Source organism: Halorubrum tibetense (assembly GCF_055396225.1).
Map to the genome: position 1 here is coordinate 2486857 of NZ_AP043742.1, position 19786 is coordinate 2506642.

18 protein-coding genes are annotated in these 19786 nt (G+C 66.3%); 3 read left to right on the top strand and 15 right to left on the bottom strand.

All coding sequences use genetic code 11. The features are described 5' to 3' along the window. The first annotated feature begins 84 nt into the window (after positions 1-84). Genes ACZ5TV_RS12370 through purM form a run of 3 tightly spaced genes read left to right on the top strand, consistent with a single transcriptional unit; the run spans position 85 to position 3649 of the window. On the top strand, positions 85-1848 hold the full coding sequence (locus ACZ5TV_RS12370; RefSeq protein WP_464383892.1) for a TraB/GumN family protein: 1764 nt from the start codon (positions 85-87) through the stop codon (positions 1846-1848). A 4-nt stretch (positions 1849-1852) separates the two neighbouring features. After that, positions 1853-2527, top strand: coding sequence for a metalloprotease (locus tag ACZ5TV_RS12375; RefSeq protein WP_379783230.1), 675 nt, complete (start codon positions 1853-1855; stop codon positions 2525-2527). Between the two features lie 45 nt (positions 2528-2572). Then, positions 2573-3649 carry a phosphoribosylformylglycinamidine cyclo-ligase gene (gene purM / locus ACZ5TV_RS12380; protein WP_464383893.1) on the top strand — a complete coding sequence of 359 codons (1077 nt, stop codon included), beginning with the start codon at positions 2573-2575 and terminating at the stop codon, positions 3647-3649. 29 nt (positions 3650-3678) lie between these two features. On the opposite strand, the gene ACZ5TV_RS12385 is transcribed toward purM, so the two are convergent. The 15 genes from ACZ5TV_RS12385 to ACZ5TV_RS12455 all read right to left on the bottom strand — a co-directional run bounded on the left by ACZ5TV_RS12385 (position 3679) and on the right by ACZ5TV_RS12455 (position 19488). Then, positions 3679-4749: a sensor histidine kinase gene (locus tag ACZ5TV_RS12385; RefSeq protein ID WP_379778913.1), complete on the bottom strand. Its 1071-nt coding sequence runs from the start codon at positions 4747-4749 to the stop codon at positions 3679-3681. Positions 4750-4871: 122 nt separating this feature from the next. Next, entirely contained in the window at positions 4872-5411 is a 540-nt protein-coding gene (locus tag ACZ5TV_RS12390; protein ID WP_379778910.1) for a CBS domain-containing protein, read from the bottom strand. A 173-nt stretch (positions 5412-5584) separates the two neighbouring features. After that, on the bottom strand, positions 5585-5968 hold the full coding sequence (locus ACZ5TV_RS12395) for a DUF555 domain-containing protein (protein ID WP_379778907.1): 384 nt from the start codon (positions 5966-5968) through the stop codon (positions 5585-5587). Positions 5969-6044: 76 nt separating this feature from the next. Continuing rightward, a complete protein-coding gene (locus ACZ5TV_RS12400) occupies positions 6045-7043 on the bottom strand; it encodes an isocitrate/isopropylmalate family dehydrogenase (RefSeq protein WP_379778904.1) in 999 nt (332 codons plus the stop codon). Beyond that, complete coding sequence (gene leuD / locus ACZ5TV_RS12405) at positions 7044-7658, bottom strand: 3-isopropylmalate dehydratase small subunit (protein ID WP_379778901.1); 615 nt, start codon at positions 7656-7658, stop codon at positions 7044-7046. It abuts the gene before it with no gap. Then, on the bottom strand, positions 7658-9118 hold the full coding sequence (gene leuC / locus ACZ5TV_RS12410) for a 3-isopropylmalate dehydratase large subunit (RefSeq protein ID WP_379778898.1): 1461 nt from the start codon (positions 9116-9118) through the stop codon (positions 7658-7660). Before leuC ends, leuD begins: the two co-directional genes overlap by 1 nt. A gap of 61 nt (positions 9119-9179) precedes the next feature. After that, entirely contained in the window at positions 9180-10238 is a 1059-nt protein-coding gene (ilvC, locus tag ACZ5TV_RS12415; RefSeq protein ID WP_379778895.1) for a ketol-acid reductoisomerase, read from the bottom strand. Positions 10239-10241: 3 nt separating this feature from the next. After that, positions 10242-10871, bottom strand: a complete 630-nt coding sequence (gene ilvN, locus ACZ5TV_RS12420; RefSeq protein WP_379778919.1) for an acetolactate synthase small subunit — start codon at positions 10869-10871, stop codon at positions 10242-10244. A gap of 74 nt (positions 10872-10945) precedes the next feature. Continuing rightward, positions 10946-12778, bottom strand: a complete 1833-nt coding sequence (ilvB, locus tag ACZ5TV_RS12425) for a biosynthetic-type acetolactate synthase large subunit (RefSeq protein ID WP_379778892.1) — start codon at positions 12776-12778, stop codon at positions 10946-10948. Positions 12779-13139: 361 nt separating this feature from the next. Then, on the bottom strand, positions 13140-14342 hold the full coding sequence (locus tag ACZ5TV_RS12430) for a LeuA family protein (protein ID WP_464384347.1): 1203 nt from the start codon (positions 14340-14342) through the stop codon (positions 13140-13142). Between the two features lie 279 nt (positions 14343-14621). Then, complete coding sequence (locus tag ACZ5TV_RS12435; RefSeq protein ID WP_464383894.1) at positions 14622-15410, bottom strand: ABC transporter ATP-binding protein; 789 nt, start codon at positions 15408-15410, stop codon at positions 14622-14624. Then, positions 15394-16203, bottom strand: a complete 810-nt coding sequence (locus ACZ5TV_RS12440) for an ABC transporter permease (protein ID WP_379778886.1) — start codon at positions 16201-16203, stop codon at positions 15394-15396. The genes ACZ5TV_RS12435 and ACZ5TV_RS12440 overlap by 17 nt, the downstream gene beginning before the upstream one ends. 1 nt (position 16204) lies before the next feature. After that, positions 16205-17191, bottom strand: coding sequence for a substrate-binding domain-containing protein (locus ACZ5TV_RS12445; RefSeq protein ID WP_379778883.1), 987 nt, complete (start codon positions 17189-17191; stop codon positions 16205-16207). A gap of 260 nt (positions 17192-17451) precedes the next feature. Further along, the gene (locus ACZ5TV_RS12450; protein WP_379778880.1) at positions 17452-17724 is read right to left on the bottom strand and encodes a DUF7111 family protein; all 273 of its coding nucleotides are present in this window, start codon (positions 17722-17724) and stop codon (positions 17452-17454) included. 426 nt (positions 17725-18150) lie between these two features. Continuing rightward, positions 18151-19488 carry an RNA-guided endonuclease InsQ/TnpB family protein gene (locus ACZ5TV_RS12455; protein ID WP_379778877.1) on the bottom strand — a complete coding sequence of 446 codons (1338 nt, stop codon included), beginning with the start codon at positions 19486-19488 and terminating at the stop codon, positions 18151-18153. Positions 19489-19786 lie beyond the last annotated feature (298 nt).

The following is a 19786-nucleotide window of genomic DNA, read 5'->3' on the forward strand; positions in this document are numbered from 1 at the left end:
CGTCCCCGGGCTCGGGGCGGTGACGGCAGCACACATCGACATCGACTCACAAGCCCTAAACGCCGGGACGCAGTACGTCGGGTGATGACAGAGACGCCTGGGGGGGCATCCGACTCCCCGTCGCCCCCCGCAGCGAGCGCGGCCGCGGACGCGCCGGCCGACCCGGAGCCCGGATCGGTTACGGTCGTCGGGACCGCACACGTCTCCGAGCACTCCGTCGAAGAGGTCGAGGAGGCGATCGACCGCGAGCGCCCGGACGTCGTCGCCGTCGAGCTTGACGAGGGTCGGTACCGCCAGATGAAAGGCGAGACACCCGACGACCTCGACGCGAGTGACCTTCTCAAGGGGAACACCGTCTTCCAGTTCCTCGCCTACTGGATGCTCTCGTACGTCCAGACCCAGCTCGGCGAGCGGTTCGACATCGAGCCCGGTGCCGACATGAAAGCCGCCATCGACGTGGCAGAGGGACTCGGTATCGACGTGGCGCTCGTCGATCGTGACATCCAGACGACGATCCAACGGTTCTGGGCCCGAATGACAGTGGTCGAGAAGCTCCGCATGGTCGGTGGGCTCGCGTTCGGTATCACCGATCCCCGGATCGTCGGAGTCACCGCCGGACTCCTGATCGGTATCCTCGCCGGGCCCGCGATCGGGATCTTCGGCGGGTCGCTCGGCGTGACCGAGCCGCTGTTGACGAGCGTCACCGCCGGGGTGTTGACGGCGATCGTCGTTTCGCTCCTCGTCGACCAGGTCGGTCGGGTCGGGCTCTCGCCGGACGCCCGGCTGTACGCCGCGGCCGGTCTCGGTACCGCCGCCGGGGTCGGTGCCGCGACGTTCGGGTTCGCGGACGGGCTCGTCACGACGTATCTCGGCGGGTTCACCGTCCGCGCGGTCGGCAGTCTCGGGCTCGGCATCCTGCTCGGCCTCGGTGTCGGGCTCGTCGCAGCCGCCCTGTTGGGAGTCGCCGGCGTCCTCGGTCGCGACGACCGATCGGGCGACCACGGCGGGATCGAATCGCTCGACATGGAGCAGCTCACCGACACCGACGTGGTAACGATGATGATGGAGGAGTTCCGCCAGTTCTCGCCGGGCGGCGCGGAGGCGCTCATCGACGAGCGTGACGCATTCATCGCCCATCGGCTGGTCGCGCTCCGGGACGCCGGCCACGACGTCGTCGCCGTCGTCGGCGCGGGTCATCGTGCGGGGATCGAACGCTACCTCGCGAACCCGGAGACGCTCCCGCCGGTGGAGAGCTTGGTCGGGCGGGAGTCCGGTCGCGGTCTCCCGTGGAAGAAGATCATCGGGTACGGGATCGCGATCGCGTTCGTGACGTTCTTCGTCCTGCTCGCGATGGCGGGCGTTCGAAACGAGTTCCTCCTCCGACTGTTCGGCGCGTGGTTCCTCATCAACGCCGTCTTCGCGTTCGGCTTCGCGAAACTTGCCGGAGCGCGCTGGTCCTCTGCAGGCGTCGGCGGCGCGGTCGCGTGGATGACCTCGATCAACCCACTGCTCGCGCCCGGGTGGTTCGCGGGCTACATGGAGCTGCGACACCTCACCGTGAACGTCGGCGATATCGGGACGCTCAACGAGTTGTTGTCCGATGAGACCCGAGCACCCTCCGATCTCGTCTCCGCGATGCTCGACGTCCCGCTGTTCAAGCTCATCGTCGTCGTCGCGATGACGAACGTCGGCAGCATCGTCGCGAGCTTCCTGTTCGCGGTGTACGTGTTGCCGGCGATGTTCGGCGCGGAGGTCGGCTCCCTCGACGAGGTCACCCGGCTGATGATCGACGGGGCCCGAAACAGCGTCGACCTGATCCGCGGCCTGGCAACCGCGGTATCCGCCTGATACCATGGGAACGAACACGACCTTCCGCGGCCGCCGGATCGGCGGCCTCTACTTCAGCGGTACCGAACTCAGAGACCTCCTCGTCGCTTGGCTCGCGCTCGGCGTGGCGTTCATGCTGTTCTTCGTCGGGGGGACGACCGGCATCGACCGGCTCCTCGCGGCGGGGGTCGTCCTCCCGCTCGCTGTCAGCCTGCTCACGGCCGGGGTCGCGTTCCTCCTACACGAGGTGGCACACAAGGTCGTCGCCGTCCGCTACGACCAGGTCGCGGAGTTCCGGGCGGACACGAGCATGCTGTTTCTCGCGGTGATGAGCGCCCTGCTCGGGTTCATCTTCGCCGCCCCGGGCGCGGTCCATCACCGAGGCCGGCTGACGGCGGCCGAACACGGCCGGATCGCGATCGCCGGCCCGGTCGTCAACCTCGTGTTGCTCGTCGCGTTCCTCCCGGTGCTGATCGTCGGGCTCGTGATCGGTAACGATGTCGTCACGCTGGTCGGCGAGCGAGGGATGGCGATCAACGTCTTTCTCGCGGCGTTCAATCTGATCCCGTACGGCCCCCTCGACGGGAAGACTGTCCTCGACTGGCACAAGGGCATGTGGGTCGCGGCGTTCGTTCCCTCGGTGCTTCTCACCGTCGTCTTGGTGTTCGTGTTCGGGCTGGGGTTCGGCGGCCCGTTCTGAGCCCCGAAGCGGTGTGTTTTTGCTCCGGCGCGCTACGAGGAGCGTATGGCCGATAACGACGGCGAGGAACTCACGTACGCCGACGCGGGCGTCGATATCGACGCGAGCGAGGCGGCGACCGCCGCGCTGATCGGGATGGTCGGGGAGGGCGACGGCGACTACGCCGGGCTGCTCGATATCGGCGACCGGTATCTCGCGCTCGCGACCGACGGAGTCGGGACGAAGCTGCTCGTCGCGGAGGCGCTCGCCGACTACTCGACGGTCGGGATCGACTGTATCGCGATGAACGTCAACGATCTGGTCGCCGCGGGTGTCCGCCCGGTGGCGTTCGTCGACTACCTCGCGGTCGAGGAGCCGGACGAGACGTTCGCCGAGCAGGTCGGCAAGGGGCTCGCCGCGGGCGCCGACCGGGCCGACATCGAGCTCGTCGGCGGCGAAACCGCGGTGATGCCGGAGGTCGTCCGCGGGCTCGACCTCGCCGGGACGTGTGCCGGGCTCGCCGCCAAGGACGCCGTCTTCGACGGGACGGCCGAACCGGGCGACGCGCTCGTCGGCTGGCGCTCTTCGGGGATACACTCCAACGGCTTGACGCTCGCGCGTGAGGCCGTCACCCGGGATCACGACTACACCGACCCCTGCCCGTTCGGGGAGTACGACACGCTCGGCGAGGCGTTGCTCGAACCCACGCGGATCTACACCGACCTGCTCGACCCGATGCGCGACCACGACGTTCGCGGTGCGGCTCACGTCACCGGCGGTGGCTGGGGTAACCTCGAACGGCTGGGCGTGAACCGCTACGTCGTCGACGACCCGTTCGAGCCCCAGCCGGTGTTCGAGTTCGTCCAGGCGGCGGGAAACGTCTCCGACGCGGAGATGCACCGCACGTTCAACATGGGTACCGGGTTCGTCGCCGCCGTCGCCCCCGACGCCGCCGAGTCGCTGGCGGCGGCGACGGGCGGACGGGTCGTCGGCCGGGTCGAGCCGGTCGACGGTGGGTCGGCTGGCGAGTCGGCCGGCGGTGTCGGCACCGAAGCAGACCGCGTCGACCCCGGCGCTCACGGCGACGACGATACCGACGAGTCCGGGTCCGCCGTCGTCGAGATCCGTGGTCTAACGCTCTAAACCCCCCTCAGTCGCTCTAGACCCGACGGTCACCCGTCGAGGTCGACGCCGGTCACCTCGAACCTCGCGCCACCGTCCCGACTCTCTACGGCCCGGATATCCCATCCGTGTGCGCGAGCGATTTCGCGGGCGATGTCCAAGCCGAACCCGGTACCGTCACCGGCGGTGGTGAACCCGGTTTCGAAGGCGCGCTCGCGCTCGTCGGGCGGGATCCCCGGGCCGTCGTCGGCGACGTACACTCCCATCGGGCGGTCGTCGTCCGCACGCGTCGAGGTGAACATCGGCTGCATCGTCCCGACTCGGACCGTTACGCCGTCGCCGCCGTGCCTGACCGCGTTGCCCAGCAGGTTCTCGAAGAGCTGCCGCACGCGACTCGGGTCGCCACGGATCCGCCTCTCGGTCTCGACGACGAGAGTCGCGTCGTTCGTTTCGATCGTCTCCCAACACGCCTCGACGAGCTCACGGAGGTCGATCGGTTCCGGGTCCGTAACGGCCTCGCCCTCGCTCGCGAGAGTCAACAGGTCGTCTATCAGCGCCAGGCTCCGATCCACTGCGTTCGCTGCGGGGTCGAGGTGGTCGCTCTCACAGTCGCCTCTGGCGAGCTCCAGCCGGCCCTGGGCGACGTTCAACGGGCTTCGGAGGTCGTGTGAGACGACCGCCACGAACCGTTCGAGCCGCTCCCGTCGGCGGTCCGCGTACACGTCGGCGCGATACGACTTCGCCGCGTCAACGACCCGCTCCGCGAGCGCCGCGTGGTCGACGCCCGATCCACTCACGACGTAATCGGTCACGCCGGCCGCGATCGCCGCCGCGGCGAGCGCCTCGCTGCCCTCCTCGGCACAGAGGACGAACGGGAGGTCGGCTTCGCGCTCCCGGACCGTCTCGAGGAAGTCGATCCCGTCGGTCGACGGGAGCGTGTCGGCGGCGACGATACAGTCGTACTCACGGCCGCCGAGCCGGCTCAGTGCCGTGCTCGTGTCGGGAACGTGGTGCACGTCGAGACGATCGTCCGCGCGTTCGAGCCCGGTTGCCATCGACGCTCCGTCGCCCGCGGGCTCGCCGACCACCAAAACGACTGTCGGATCGACGGTTGGGTCCATGTGGAGGCTCCGTGCCCACAGTAGCGTAGAGTTAGGACATAAAAGGCGTGGCCGCTCGCGGCCGCCGCTCCGTCCCTATTCGTCGCCGTGAGGTCGGCCAGGTCCACGCGACCGCTTCCCGTTCACGACAGGTGCGCGGCGATGTCGGCCTCGGTGATGATCCCGACTGTCTCGCCGCCGTCGGTGACCATCACGGCTTTGTAGTGGTCGAGCAGGTTCCGGACCTCGTCGACGGTCGCGGACGGCGCAACCGTCGGGAACGACTCGCTCATCACCTCGCTCACGGGGTGATCCCCGACGTTCTCGCCCGCATGGACGACGTCCCCCTGGCTTATCGACCCGACCGGTACGCCGTTCTGTAACACCGGGAGCTGCGAGTACGCCTCCTCCTCCATCAATTCGACGGCCTCCCGCACGGCGTCGTCGGGTGCGACGCTGATAACCGTCTCGTTCATCAGGTCCCGTGACCGAACTACCTCGCCTTCCGCCTCCTGGAGCGCGTTCACGATCCGCCGGAGCGTGGAGAGCCGAGGGTCGACGTCCCCGCCCTCGATCCGGGCGATCAGTGGCTGGGAGACCTCGGCCGCGTCCGCCAGCTCGCTTTGTGTCAGTTCGAGCGTCGTCCGCCGCTCCCGCAGGTCCTGCGGCGTCGGTAGTTCCATACGTGGGATAACTAGGGGTTATTAGAAAAGGTTTCGGCGGCGGCTGGCCTCGCCTCCCGTGGCGGGTATCGCCCATCGTCGGCGGCCGCGCCGTTCGTCCCGCCGTCGCGCTCACCGTCCGTACTGTCGTCGCCCGCGCCGTTCGTCCCGTCGTCGCTCGCCCAACGGGGCGATTACCGCCCGCCGTCGCCGTTCGCGTCGTCCTCGTCGTCGGACTCGGTCTCGATGATCTCGATCACTTCGAGCGGAACATCGCGGAGCGCGCCGCCGACCTCGCTTTTCGCGATCCGCTCGGCGTGCTCGGCGCTGTCGGCGTTGAACACGTCGATCTCCAACAGCAGGCCGACCAGCGCCGTGTTCGCCGCGAGGAACGCGGCGTCGAACGGCTCGCCGCAGGCGGGACAGCCGGTGACGCCGGGTTCGACCTCGACGTACTGCTTGTCCGTTTCGTTGAGTCGCTTGCCCGCCTCGCTGACCGCGACGCCGATAGCGTCGTCGGTCTCCTCGACATCTCGGACCAACCAGGCGGCTTCCATCGCGACCGAGTAATTACTCATGTTCGCTTCGACGGGCCGCAGGGTTTCCTTTCTTGTGGTTCGCTTGCAGTCACGTCCGCGGACGTGGTCGACGGCGCTACAGTCGGTCGACTATCGCCGCGGTGACCTCGTCGGTCGTCGCCTCCCCACCGAGGTCGCCGGTGCGCGGACCGTCAGAGAGCACACCTGTCACCGCGTCGCGTACCCGTTGGCCTTCCTCGACGTGGCCGAGGTACTCTAACAGCAATGCGGCCGAGAGGACGGCCGCCGTCGGGTTCGCGATCCCCTCGCCCGCGATATCGGGCGCGGTGCCGTGAACCGGCTCGAACAGCGCGTTGTCGTGGCCGATGTTGGCCGACGGGAGGAGTCCGAGCCCGCCGACGAGCCCTGCGGCGAGGTCGGAGAGCACGTCCCCGGCGAGGTTCGGACAGACCACGACGCCGTACTGCCCCGGGTCGAGCGGGAGCTTCGTCGCGAACGCGTCCATCAGCTCCTCGTCGGCGTCGACGTCATGCTCATCAGCGACCGAGAGCACTTCCTCGCGGAACCGGCCGTCCGTCTCGCGCATCACGTTGGCTTTGTGAACGACGGTGAACCCCTCGTCTGCGTCACCGTTGGGCCCCCGGCCGTCCGCGACGAACTCACAGGCGAACTCGGCGAGCTCGCGGGAGGCCGACGAGGTGACGACCCGCGTCAGCGTCGAGAGGTCATCGCTCAGGCGGTCCTCGTGGCCCGAGTAGACGCCCTCGGTGTTCTCACGCAGGAAGACGACATCCGTCTCCGGGCGGAGCGCGTCGACGCCGGGATACGCCGTCGCGGGTCGGACGTTGACGAACGACTCTACCGCCTCCCGCAACGGGAGGATCACGTCGGCCGCGGTCTCGCCGGCCGCGCCGAACAGCGTCGCGTCCGCGCTCGCGGCCGCCTCGAACGTCTCCGCGGGGAGCGCCTCGCCGGTCGCCGCCTTCGTCGCGTCGCCGGCGTCCGCCTCGACGAACTCGAAGTCGCTGTCGAACGCCTCGAGTACCTCGACGGCCGCGGGGACCACCTCCTTCCCGATCCCGTCGCCCTCGATGACGACGATCTCCGCCGCCATTCAGTCGTCACCCTCGACGTACGGGAGTCCGTCCACCGTCGCGTCGACCTTGCTGCGGTTGGAGTACATCAGCGCCGTCGTGTCCCAGATACCGTCCACGAGCGCCTCGCGCATCGCCCCGTCGATGTCGACGTCGATCGTCGTGTCGCCGTAGGTGACCGTTTTGGCCTCGACGTCGATATCGATGTCGCCGTCGGGGTTCGCCTCGATCCACTCCTGGAGTTCGACGACCGTCTCGTGGTCCGTTGTCACCGCGGGGATCCCGAGCGACTTGCAGTTGTCGCGGAAGATCTCCGCGTACGACTCGCCGACTACGCCGTCGATCCCCCACCGCATCATCGCCTGCGGCGCGTGTTCACGCGAGGATCCACAGCCGAAGTTCGAGTTGACGACCGCGATCGACGCGCCCTCGAACCGGTTGAGCGGGTGGTCGTTGAACCCACCGTCGTCGTCGCGCCGCGCGTCATAAAAGAGGTAGTCCGCCATGTTGTCGAACGTAACCTCCTTCATGAACTTCGCCGGCAGGATCTGGTCGGTGTCGACGTCGTCGCCGGGGATCGGCACGCCGGTCCCGCCGACCTCGGTGATGTGGTTCTCGCCGTTGGCGTCGCTCATCAGTCCGCCACCTCCTCGACGCCGCCGGCACCGCCGGTCGGCCCGTCGTCTAGGTAGTCGCGCGCGTCGACGACCGCACCCTCGACGGCCGCGGCCGCGACCATCGCGGGGCTCATCAGGACGGTCCGGCCGTCCTTCGACCCCTGCCGCCCGATGAAGTTCCGGTTCGACGACGAGGCACACACCTCGTCGCCCTCTAAAGCGTCGTCGTTCATCGCGAGACACATCGAACAGCCGGCGCGCCGCCACTGGAAGCCGGCCTCGATGAACGTCTCGTCGATGCCGCGTGCCTCACACTCCGCTCGCACGGTCTCCGAACCCGGGACCGCGAGCGCGCGAACGTCCTCGTCGACCGTCCGGCCCTCCAACACCTTCGCGGCCTCCACGAAGTCCGAGAGCCGACCGTTCGTACAGGTACCCAAAAAGGCCACGTCGACGTCGTACCCGACCATCGACTGGCCCGGGTCGATCTCCATGTGATCGAGCGCCTGTTCGGCCGCCTCCCGGTCGGTCCGGGCGTCGAAATCGTCCGGGTGCGGGACGCGATCGGTGATCTCCATCGCCTGCCCGGGGTTGATCCCCCAGGTGACCATCGGGTCGATCCCGTCGGCGTCGACCGTGACCACGTCGTCGTACTCGGCGTCCGCGTCCGAGCGGATCGACTCCCAGTACGCCTTTCGCTCCTCGAAGGCGTCGCCCTCGGGGACGTACTCACGACCTCGCAGGTACTCGTAGGTCGTCTCGTCTGGATTGACGTAGCCGGCGCGTGCGCCCCCCTCGATCGACATGTTACAGACGGCGAGCCGCCCCTCCATGTCGAGCGCCTCGATGGCGGGGCCGCCGTACTCGTACACGTGACCGACGCCACCGTCCACGCCGAGGTCCTGTATCACTTTCATGATCACGTCCTTGGCGTAGACGCCCTCGCCGAGGCTTCCCTCGACTTCGATCCGGCGGACTTTCTGTTTGTCCGCGGCGATACAGCCGGTCGCGAGCACGTCGCGGATCTGACTGGTACCGATACCGACGCCGATGGAACCGAACGCGCCGTGAGTCGCGGTGTGGCTGTCACCACAGGCGACCGTCATCCCCGGCTGGGAGAGCCCCAGTTCGGGGGCGACGACGTGTGTGATACCCTGTTTACCGGACTCGAAGCCGAAGAAAGTGATCCCGCTCTCGCTCGTGTTTCGTTCGAGCGCGGAGAGCATCTCCTCGGCTTGGTCGTCCGCGAGGGGCCGCTCGCGCTTCTCGGCCTCCGTCGGCGCGATGTGGTCCGTCGTCGCGAACGTCTGATCCGGGTACGCCACGTCGAGGTCGCGCTCGCGCAGCATGCCGAACGCCTGCGGGCTCGTCACCTCGTGGACGAGGTGGAGACCGATGAACAGCTGGTCCTGGCCGTTCGGCAGCTCCGTCACCTTGTGTCTGTCCCACACCTTGTCGTACAGCGTCCCCTCGCTCATCGCCGGTCACCCGACGGTGCGACGCTCGTGGACCGACCTGTGTCGAAGGCGGCTACACCCATCAGGCCGTCACCTCGGCGGTCTCCTCGTCGTCCTCCTCGTCCGTCTCCTGCCACGCGAACAGGCCGCGGAGCTCCTCGCCGACGGCCTCGATCTCGTGGTTCTTCTCGGCGTGACGGAGCTGCGTGTAGGAGGGTCGTCCCGCCTGATTCTCCGCGATCCACTCCCGGGCGAACTGCCCGTTCTGGACCTTCTCTAAGACCTCCTCCATGTTCTCCCGGGCGTGCTCGTCGACGACGACGTCGCCCTGCGTGAGCCCGCCGTACTCGGCGGTGTCCGAGACGGAGTCCCACATGCCGCCGAGCCCGTCCTCGTACATCAGGTCGACGATGAGCTTGAGCTCGTTGAGACACTCGAAGTACGCCATCTCCGGGGAGTAGCCGGCGTCGACGAGCGTCTCGTACCCCTGTTTCACGAGGGAGGTGACGCCGCCACACAGCACGGCCTGCTCGCCGAACAGGTCCGTCTCCGTCTCCTCCCGGAAAGAGGTCTCCACGACGCCGGCTCGCGCACAGCCGATCGCGGCTGCGTACGCGAGCCCCTCGTCGCGGGCCTCGCCGGTCGCGTCCTGGTACACCGCTAACAGCCCGGGTGTTCCCTCGTCGTTCTCGTAGTTCCGGCGGACGAGATGGCCGGGCGACTTGGGTGCGACCATCGTCACGTCCACGTCTTCCGGCGGCTGGATCTGGTTGTAGTGGATGTTGAACCCGTGCGCGAACTGGAGCGTGTCGCCTGCCTCCAGATTCGGCTCGATCGCGTGCTCGTACACGTCCGGTTGGACCGTGTCGGGGACGAGTACGCTCACGATGTCGGCTTCGGCGGCCGCTGCATCTGGTGTCGCCACACGGAGCCCGTCGCTCTCGGCGGCGTCCCACGAGGAGGAGTCCTCCCGGAGGCCGACGACGACATCGATCCCGCTGTCGGAGAGGTTCTGTGCGTGCGCGTGACCCTGCGAGCCGTAGCCGAGGACGGCGACCGTCTTGTCGGTGATGTGGCTCGGGTCCGCGTCGTCGTCGTAGTATACGGTCGAATCGAACGTGTGTGTGTCGTCTGCTGGCATATGTTACTCGGTAGTTGGTGTGGTCGGTTCGCCGGCCGTTCCGGGTTTCTCTCCTGGCGCAGTGGGGACGTTCCCCTGTGCGAGCGCGGTCTGCCCGGTTCGGGCGATCTCGATGATCCCGAACTGGCTGAACGCGTCGAGCGCGTCGTCTATTTTCGACTCGTCGCCGGTAAGCTGAACGGTGATCGTCTCGGGGTCCGCATCGAGGGCCGTCCCGTCGTACATCTCCGTCACCGCGTGCACTTTGTCCGGCTCGTCACCCTCGACTTTCAGTAGGACGAGCTCGGAGGTGATCGCGTTTCCGGACACCTCCCCGACGGAGATGACCGGCTTCAGTTTTGCGGTCTGTTTCTCGATCTGGTCGATACCCGGGTCCGTCTCTTCGACCACCATCGTGATCCGAGAGTGACCCTCGACGGTCGTCGGTCCGACGGTCAGGCTCTCGATATTGAACTGTCGACGAGAGACAAGCCCGGACACCCGCGCGAGCACCCCGGGTTCGTCCTCGACGAGCGCGGAGATGACCGCGCGACGGGTGTCGTGGCTCGCCTCGACGACCGGGTCGATCCGGTTGCCCTCCAAGTTCCGCCGACCCTCCGGGTGGGGTCGCTCGTCGGGTGCCGGACCGGGCATCCCGGCGGTTTCGCCCCCGTCAGTTCGCGTTTCTTCGCCGTCCGTCCGATCCACGTCGCCGTCGATGTTCTCGCTCATAGTTGGTCCTCCGCGAGGGCGAACCGCCCGTTCGCGCCGCCACTCGGCACCATCGGCAGCACGTTCTCCTCGGGATCGACGTGGAAATCGATCACTGCGGGGCCGTCGTACGCGAGCGCTTCTTCGACCGCTGGCGCGACCTCGTCGTAGCCGTCGACGCGGATGCCGAGCGCGCCGAACGCCTCGGCGAGCTTGTCGAACTCGGGCATCCAGTTGTACTCCGAGGCCATGTGTCGGCCCTCGTAGAACGCGTCCTGCCACTGGCGAACCATGCCGATGTACTCGTTGTTGAGCACGGCGACCGTGATGTCGAGATCCTCGCGGACCGCGACCGACAGCTCCTGCATCGTCATCAGGAACGAGCCGTCGCCGTCGAAACACACCACGTCGCGATCGGGATCGCCCATCGTGTCCGCGGCGACGCGCGCGCCGATCGCGGCGGGGACGCCGTACCCCATCGTCCCGAGGCCGTGTGAGGAGACCCACGTCCGGGGCTCGGTGTACGTCCAGAACTGTGAAGCCCACATCTGGTGCTGGCCGACCCCCGTGGTCACGATCGTGTCGTCGTCGGTGGCCTCGTCGAACGCCTCGACGACGAACTGCGGTTTGAGCGGTTCGTCGTCGGGGGTGGCGTACGTCATCGGGTACGTCTCCTGCCACGCTTCACACTGTTCGCGCCACTCGTCCGCGTCCGGTTCCGACCGTATCGCACCCGTGAGCTGTTCGAGTACGGTTCCCGCGTCGCCGATCAGCGGGTAGTCCGCGTGGACGTTCTTGGAGATCTCCGCCGGGTCGATATCGATGTGAACGACCTCCGCCTCCGGCGCGAACGTGTCGATCCCCCCCGTGAGCCGGTCGTCGAACCGGGTACCGACCGCGATCAGGCAGTCGGTGTGAGTGATCGCCATGTTGGCGTAGCCGGTCCCGTGCATGCCTGCCCACGAGAGGCACAGGTTGTCGTCCTCCGGGAACGAGCCGATCCCCGGCATCGTCGTGGTGACCGGGATCCCGTAGGTTCGCGCGAACGTCCGGGCGGCGTCGCTCGCGTCGGCTTTGATCACGCCGCCGCCGAACAGACAGAGGGGCCGCTCCGCTTGCGATATCGCGCGAGCGGCCGCTTCCACCGCGTCCGCTCGTGCCTCCGGGTTCGGGTCCGTTCCCGGCGGTGCCTCAGGGGGTCCCGGTGTCCGGTTCGTCTCCGTCTGCGTGACGTCCTTCGGGAGGTCGACGAGCGTCGGACCCGGGCGTCCCACGTCCGCGAGCGCGAACGCCTCGCCCACGACGTCGCCGACGGCGTCCGCATCGCCCGCGAAGTAGTTGTGTTTCGTGATCGGTCGCGTGACGCCGACGGTGTCCGTCTCCTGGAACGCGTCGTTGCCGACGAACTCCGTCGGCACCTGCCCGGTCAACGCGAGCATGGCGTCGCTATCCATGTCGGCGTCCGCGATGCCGGTGACGAGGTTCGTCGCCCCCGGCCCCGACGTCGCCAGACAGAGCCCCGGCTCGCCGGCGACGACACCGTATGCGTCGGCCGCGTGCGCGGCACCCTGTTCGTGCGCCATCGTCACGTGGCGGATCGAAGAGCTGTACAACGCGTCGTAGACGGGCATGATCGCCCCTCCCTGAACGCCGAAGGCGGTTTTCGCGCCGGCCGCCTCGAGCGCGGTGACGACGGACTCCGCCCCGGTCGACACCGTCGAAGCGGTGTCATTCTCGGCCGGTCCGCGGGACTCGTCCGACCGCCCCTCGTCGTATTCGGGGGCGGGTCCATCGGCCTCGTCGGCGCTCTTGGGGTCGTCCTCCCGTGTGTGTGCTGCTGAATCGCTCATCGTCGTGTGTGGTGTGTCGTAGTCTCGCTGGTGTGTGTTCGGGTCGATCCGAACGCCGCCGCGTCGGCCGACCGCCGGCCTGGTCGGTGGCGTTCGTCGGTACGTCGTGTCGGCGAGGAGAAAGTGCTGTAGGGGGTCAGACCCCTACGATAACCGGCGCGACAGCTCCCGAGATCGGGCTGGCCCAGTGGGACCCGTGTCGCCGTCGCATTCCGTGCGACCGCACGGGATCCCGGGGTAAATACCTGTCGCCGGGGTTGGATCCGGCTATCCAGTCCGTACCGACCCGCGAGGTCGGGGGAGTGTCCCTGAACGTCGAACGGCAGTCGCTGGGCGGGTTCGGCGATCGGGGGGGAGACCATCAGACGCGGACCTCCTCCTCCCGGGCGACGTTCGCCTCTCGGGCGAACCGCTCGACGTCGCCCGCGGTCACCTGACGCTTGCCGGAGCCGTACTCCTTGACGCGTTCGGTGACCTCGCGCACCTCGCTCTCGGTCGGGTCGAACCCCGCCTCGACCAGGTGTTTGCGGACGCTGTGGGTCCCCGTGTGTTTACCCAACACGAACTCCCGCTCGGCACCCACCATCTCCGGCGTCATGACGCCGGGCTCGAACGTGTCGGCGTTCTCGATCACGCCGGCCGCGTGGATCCCGGACTCGTGTGCGAACGCGTTCCGTCCGGTGATCGGCTTGTTTGCCGGCACCGGGATGTCCGAGGCCTCCTCGACGATCCGTGCCAGCTTCGTGATCTGTGTCGTGTCGATCCCGGTGTCTACGCCGTACACCGACTCGACCGCCATCACGACCTCCTCGTAGGCGGCGTTGCCTGCGCGCTCGCCGATCCCGTTGACCGACACCTGCGCCTGCTCCGCACCGTTTTCGAAGCCGGTGACCGCGTTCGCCGCGGCCATCCCGAAGTCGTCGTGGGTGTGGACATCGACACGCGCGTCCGTCGCCTCAACGACGGCTTTCACCGTCTGCCCGAAACTGGTCGGCATCCCGACGCCGCAGGTGTCCGGGATGTTGATCCAGTCCGTACCCGCGTCCGAGACTGCCTCGACGATGTCGATCAGGTAGTCGGGGTCGGTTCGCGTGGCGTCCATCGGCGAGAACATGCACTCGACGCCGGCGTCTTTCACCTGCTCGACGGCGGCGACCGCCCGTTCTTTCGCCTCCTCGCGGGTGGCGTGCATGGAGTCCTCGAGCTGGACGTCGCTCGTCGAGACGAACACGTGGACCAACCCGACGCCGGCGTCGATGGCGGCGTCGATGTCGCCCTCGACGACGCGGGCCAGTCCGCAGACGGTGGTGTCCGTCGCGGCGGCGATGTCGCTCACGGCCTCGAACTCCGCGTCCGAGTTCACCGGGAACCCCGCCTCGATGACGTGGGTGTTCATGTCGTCCAGCGTCGCCGCTATGCGGCGTTTCTCGTCGTAGCTGAACGACGTCCGTGGTGACTGTTCACCGTCTCGTAACGTCGTGTCGAAGATCCGTACAGGACCGATATCGATGTTAGAAGCTATCGTGCCCTGGAAGAACTCGATCCGCCGGGGTGTCCGACGAATCCTCCGTGATGTCTGTCATCGACTCACAGCAACGGTCACCGATACTTAAGCATTCCGCCGATCGCAAGATTCGACCGACCGCGGCGGGTGCGTGGTTCACTCCATGCGAGAAAACCCCGGTCCCTCAACGCCTCCATAATTCCTTATATAGTATATATTAATATGGTCTCGGAGCGGTTCTGCCGTTTCGGAACGTGCTTCATAAGGAAGATACACGTTCTTACACTCTTCTCGTCTCCGGCGCGCGCACGGGCTCCGAATTCACGTACCCGGACGTTCCTACACTCCGAGCGCGTCGGTGATCGCGTCTCGGGCCGCCACCACCTCCGGGTGGGTGCGGTCGCGCGGCCGCGGCGTGTCGACGTCGATGACCGTCGCGACCGTGCCCGGCTCTCCGCCCAGCACGAGAACGCGGTCGGCGAGGTACGCGGCCTCCTCCACGTCGTGCGTGACGAGCGCTATCGTCGTTCCCCGTTCAGTCCACACCTCCAAGAGGTTGTCCTGCTGTTCGTACTTCGTGAGCTGATCGAGCGCGGAGAACGGCTCGTCGAGTAGCAACACTTCGGGCCGGTACGCGAGTCCCCGCGCCAGCGACACGCGTTGGGCCATCCCGCCCGAGAGCTCGCCGGGGCGGCTCCCGGCGAACCCGTCGAGACCGACCGTCTCGATCAGCTCGTCGACGCGCTCTTGAGCCCCGGGCGCGTCGGGATCGACGCCGTCCGGAAGGCCGACGGCGACGTTCTCGCGCACGTCCGCCCACGCGAGAAGCCGCGGCTCTTGGAACACCATCCCGACGTCGTCGCTTCCGCCGTCGCGGACGTCGACCCCGTCGACCGCGGCGCGACCCCCGAATGACTCTTCGAGCCCGGAGAGGACGCGTAACAGCGTCGACTTCCCGCAGCCGGAGGGACCGACGACGGCGACGAACTCCCCCTCCTCGACGGTCAGATCGACGTCCTGGAGCGCGACCGTGTCGCCGTACCGCTTCGTGAGTCCGCGGACGGTGAGCGTCGGGTCTCCCGACTCGCGTTCCGGGTCCGACTCCGACGGCTCACCAGTCGACAACACGACGTTCCACCCCCTTGACCGCGAGATCCGAGGGGTTCCCAAAGAACGCGAAAAGCAGGATCGAGCCGACGATGATGTCCGGCCGGGCGAGTACCCGTCCGTCGCTCATCAGGAAGCCGATCCCCTGACTCGCCGCGATCAGCTCCGCGGCGACGACGAACATCCACGCCAGCCCGACGCCGCCACGGATCCCGACGAGCAGACTCGGCACCGCGGCCGGGAACACCACGCGTCGGAGCGACTCGAGCCGACCGAGGTCGTACACCTCGGCCACCTCGATCAGCTCCTCGCTCACGTTCGCGATGCCCGTCGAGAGGTTGAGGTAGACCGGGAAAAACGCTCCCACGGCGATGAGCAGCACCTTCGCGCTCTCGCCGATTCCGAACCACAGCAGGAACAGCGGCACCCACGCCAGCGAGGGGATATTCTTCAGACTCTGTAACAGCGGATCGAGTAGGTCACTCGCGAGCCCGTATAATCCCGTTAGCGTCCCGAAGAGTATCCCGACGGCGACGCCGAGGACGACGCCGAGGAACACGCGCTGAAGCGTGATCGAGATGTGACCCCACAGCTCGCCGGAGACGCCCATCCCGTACAGCGTCTCGACCACGCGGAGGGGCTCCGGGAGCTGGTGGGGGGCGAACACGCCGGTCGCGACCAGCAGATGCCAGACGACGACGAGTGCGGCGGGTGCGACCAGCCCGAGCAGCCACCGGAATCGAGTCGCATCCGGAAGCACGCCGGTGAGATCCGAGCCGACACCGCCGGTGTCCGTCTCCCGCGTGGTCGCCATCTCACTCACCCTCCGGACCGATGCCGACCGCGAACTCCGAGTCCAGCAGCTCGTCGATGCTGCCGGCCGGGTCGGTGTCGTCGTTGACGAGTCCCTCGCGTTCCAGGATCGGCGCGAGCTCGGAGAGCAGATCGCGGTGCGCGCTCCCGGGAATCACCTCGGAGAGCTCGTTGCGCTCGGTAAACACGCGTTCGGCGACCGGCTCGGACATCTCCGACTCGCTCGCGAGGATACTCGCCGTCTCCTCGGGGTTCTCGATGGCCCACTCGCGGCCGCGCTCGTACGCCCCGATCACCCGGCGAGCGTCCTCGGGACGGTCCTCGATGAACTCGTCGAGGAAGTTGAGAAAGCCGTACGTGTTGAAGTTCGGCTCGCGGTAGAACAGCTCCGCGCCGTCGTGCTCTAACTCCAACTCCGCCATGTGCGGGTCGAGGCCGGCCCACGCATCCACGTTCTCTTGGACCAACGAGGACTGACCCTCGGGGTGCTGGAGGTGAACGACCTCGACGTCGTCCTCGGTCAGTCCCGCCTCGTCGAGCGCCTGTAGCAGGAAGAAGTACGGGTCGGTGCCGCGCGTCGCGGCGATCTGTTTCCCCTCCAGGTCGGCGACCGTCTCGATACCGCTGTCCTCGAAGGCGACGAGCGCGGTCCACTCGGGCTCCGAGTAGATGTATGGCGTCGTGATCGGAACGCCGTTCGAGCGGGCCATCAGCGCAGCGACGCCCGCGGTGGAGGCGACCTCCGCCTGTCCGCCCTGCGAGTACTCGTTGGCCTTGTTGCTACCGAGGCTCAACACCCACTCGACGTCGACGTCGGTGTCGTCGAACGCCTCCGCCATCCATCCCTTCTCGCGTAACACGAGGCTGACCGGATTGTAATAGGCGTAATCGACTGTCACCGTCCCACCGTCGTTCCCCCCGATACAGCCGGCGAGCAGCGAGCTGCCGATCGCCGCGCCGGTGCCGCCGAGGAACTGTCTTCGCTTCATCGTAGTACTGTATACCGGTCCCACTCATAAGGGAATATGGCTATGGAGAATATTCAACCGCGACTATGATGCCCTACAGTAATTATTACGCGAGTGTGACAGAGGTCGACGTGGACAAATACGTCGATTTGAGGCTTCTGCCCCGGGAATAGCGACAGGTACGAACGAACCGCCCCTGTAGCGCTAATTCGGACCCGTGCGCGATACCGGAACGAATTGCTGGTTTCCTCGGCTCGGATCGCCCCCTCTGTGTCACAGTATCACATTCCCATGTCGGCCGCGTCCTCGGGGACGGGCAGGTCGGTGACAGCGACCCCGAGCAGCTCTGCGGCGTGGTCGAGCGCCATATCGAACCCGTAGTACCGTTCGAGCTCGTCGCCGTCGGGGGCGGTTCGGACTTTTAACATCGCGTATCCCTCGATGTTCTGGGCGACCGCCGCGCTCCGGCCGTCCGCGGTGAACGTGAGCAGTCGCTCCTCCTCAGTCTCCTCGTAGCGCGCGGTAACGCCGTTCGCTGCCGTCGTGTCTGCCATACCGATCGTACGGGTCGATCCGTGTCGTATCTGTCGGTCGGTTCCGTCGTCCCGTCGACGAAATGGATCTCGATGGCTCTATTCGCGCTCCCAGCCGGTATTTTCGCGTCCGGCTTTGCAGAGGAAATTTCAGCAAGACGCCGCGGAACACAGTACTGCCCCCACTGCGGCGAGGAGGTCAGCGAACTCTCTCATACACCGCCGGAGCAACCTGACGTGCCCGAGTCAGACGACTGAAAATACGTTTTTGACTGATTACCGCTGGAGAGATGAACCATCTGGAATGTCGATATTGCGGTATAGACAGAGCTCTCGAGCCCGGTCGCATGACATCCTCCTCGCCGTGAACGGAGAGGGAGCGAAGCTCCCTCAAGCAGTCGGGCTACGCCCGACGACGGCGAGGTTTCCTCACGCTGGGGGTATCGCTTACCGACCCACGGAGGCAACTTGCGGGTTCGTATGCTCCTCGTTGGGAACTGAGCGTGGTGACTCTGACCAGTCATGGTCGTCCCACTTGAGGCATACAGGTCGTGCCATCGACCGTGTTACTGTCGCCTGCCGTTGACGAGACGCTTCGCGTCTCGTTCGCCAACCAGAACTCGAAGCGTTCTGGTGACGTCGAAGGAACGTCTCTGACGCTGTGAGGTCGGCGTGTCCCTCGAATCCACACGGACACGTCAGCGTGTCACGGTGACGCGTCGTGTCCTCCGTCGAACCGCAGTTCGGACACTCCTGACTCGTCCACGCTTCAGACCGTATCTCAACCGACATACCGTATTCCTCAGCAGTACATGCTAGCCGATTCACGAACGCTTTGAACGCCCAGAAGTTGTGCGTCTTGGCGTTCGTCTCTACCGACCAGTGCGTCTCAAGCACGTCCGTCAACGCCCCAACGTACACCGTCGAAACGCCTTCGTCGTACAGGCGTTCGATGAGGTCACGGGCGAGTGCATCTTGGGAGTGGTCACGTCGCTTGGTACGTCGGTCGTACAGGCGTCGAATACGATGACTGCTGTATCGACCGTCCTCCAGCAGTGATTGGAGTCGGGCGATTTCTCGCGTAGTTTCGCGGAACCGCTCGAACAGATCACGTCCTTCGTACAGGAGTTGCTGTCCGGTCGTGGTCGTGCAGGCGACGAGGTTGTTCGCACCGATGTCCAGAGCGGCTTCTTCCGAAGCCAGTGGTTGTGCCAGTCGAGACTGATTTTCGCTGATTGTGACTGGCTGAAAGGCCCTGAATGTCTGTGCTTGCTCGTCGTAAAACAACTCCAACCGACCCTGCTTCTCGTACTCCTGCCAGCTGGGGTCGCCTCGAACTTCGAGTCGGAGGCGTTCGCGGTGTCCCAACCCATAGTCGTCTTTCAGGTCTTTGCCGACCAGAATTTCGAGCCGGGAGTATTCGCCCCACTCAACGGAGTACGATGTGTTGCGGATGTACGTGCGGAGTTCTCGCCCTTCGTCTTCGTTGCCCCAAAATCCGGGTTTGCCGTTTGCTTCGCCTTTCTTTTTGAGGCTGAAGAACGACTTCCACGCTTCTCGGTTCTTCCGTTCGATTTGCTGAACCGTGGATGCGCCGAGTGTTCCGCCATAGCGACCGCGATACTCGCTGATGTCCCACACGTCCCCGTCTGGATCAGCATAGTTCTCACGGCGCTCATAGTTGATTTCGTTCCAGAGAGCGGCAGAAGCGTCCAACAGGCGTCGGAGCAATTCCCCGTCCTCGTCGGACTGCGGAATCACCTCAAACGAGTTGGCTCGCTTCATTGACTACTTATTGTACCGTAACGCACATAGTTGTTCCGTTCGTGTGATACATTATGGTCGCAATTCGTGTCGAGTTTGACGATGACGAACAATACGAACGACTGAAGGAACTGAAGAAGCACCGTGGATTGACGTGGAAGGGATTGCTTCTCGAAGGCGAGAAGAAAGTCAGAGAGGATACCCCGGAGTAAGCGTCGAACGTGGTTTGTGACGTGGAGTGTCGGATTCACGCCCGCCGTGAACGGCGGGACTCTCTCCTTGAGTCAGGTAGTCGTCTCGGGGGTTCACCTCGTTCGAT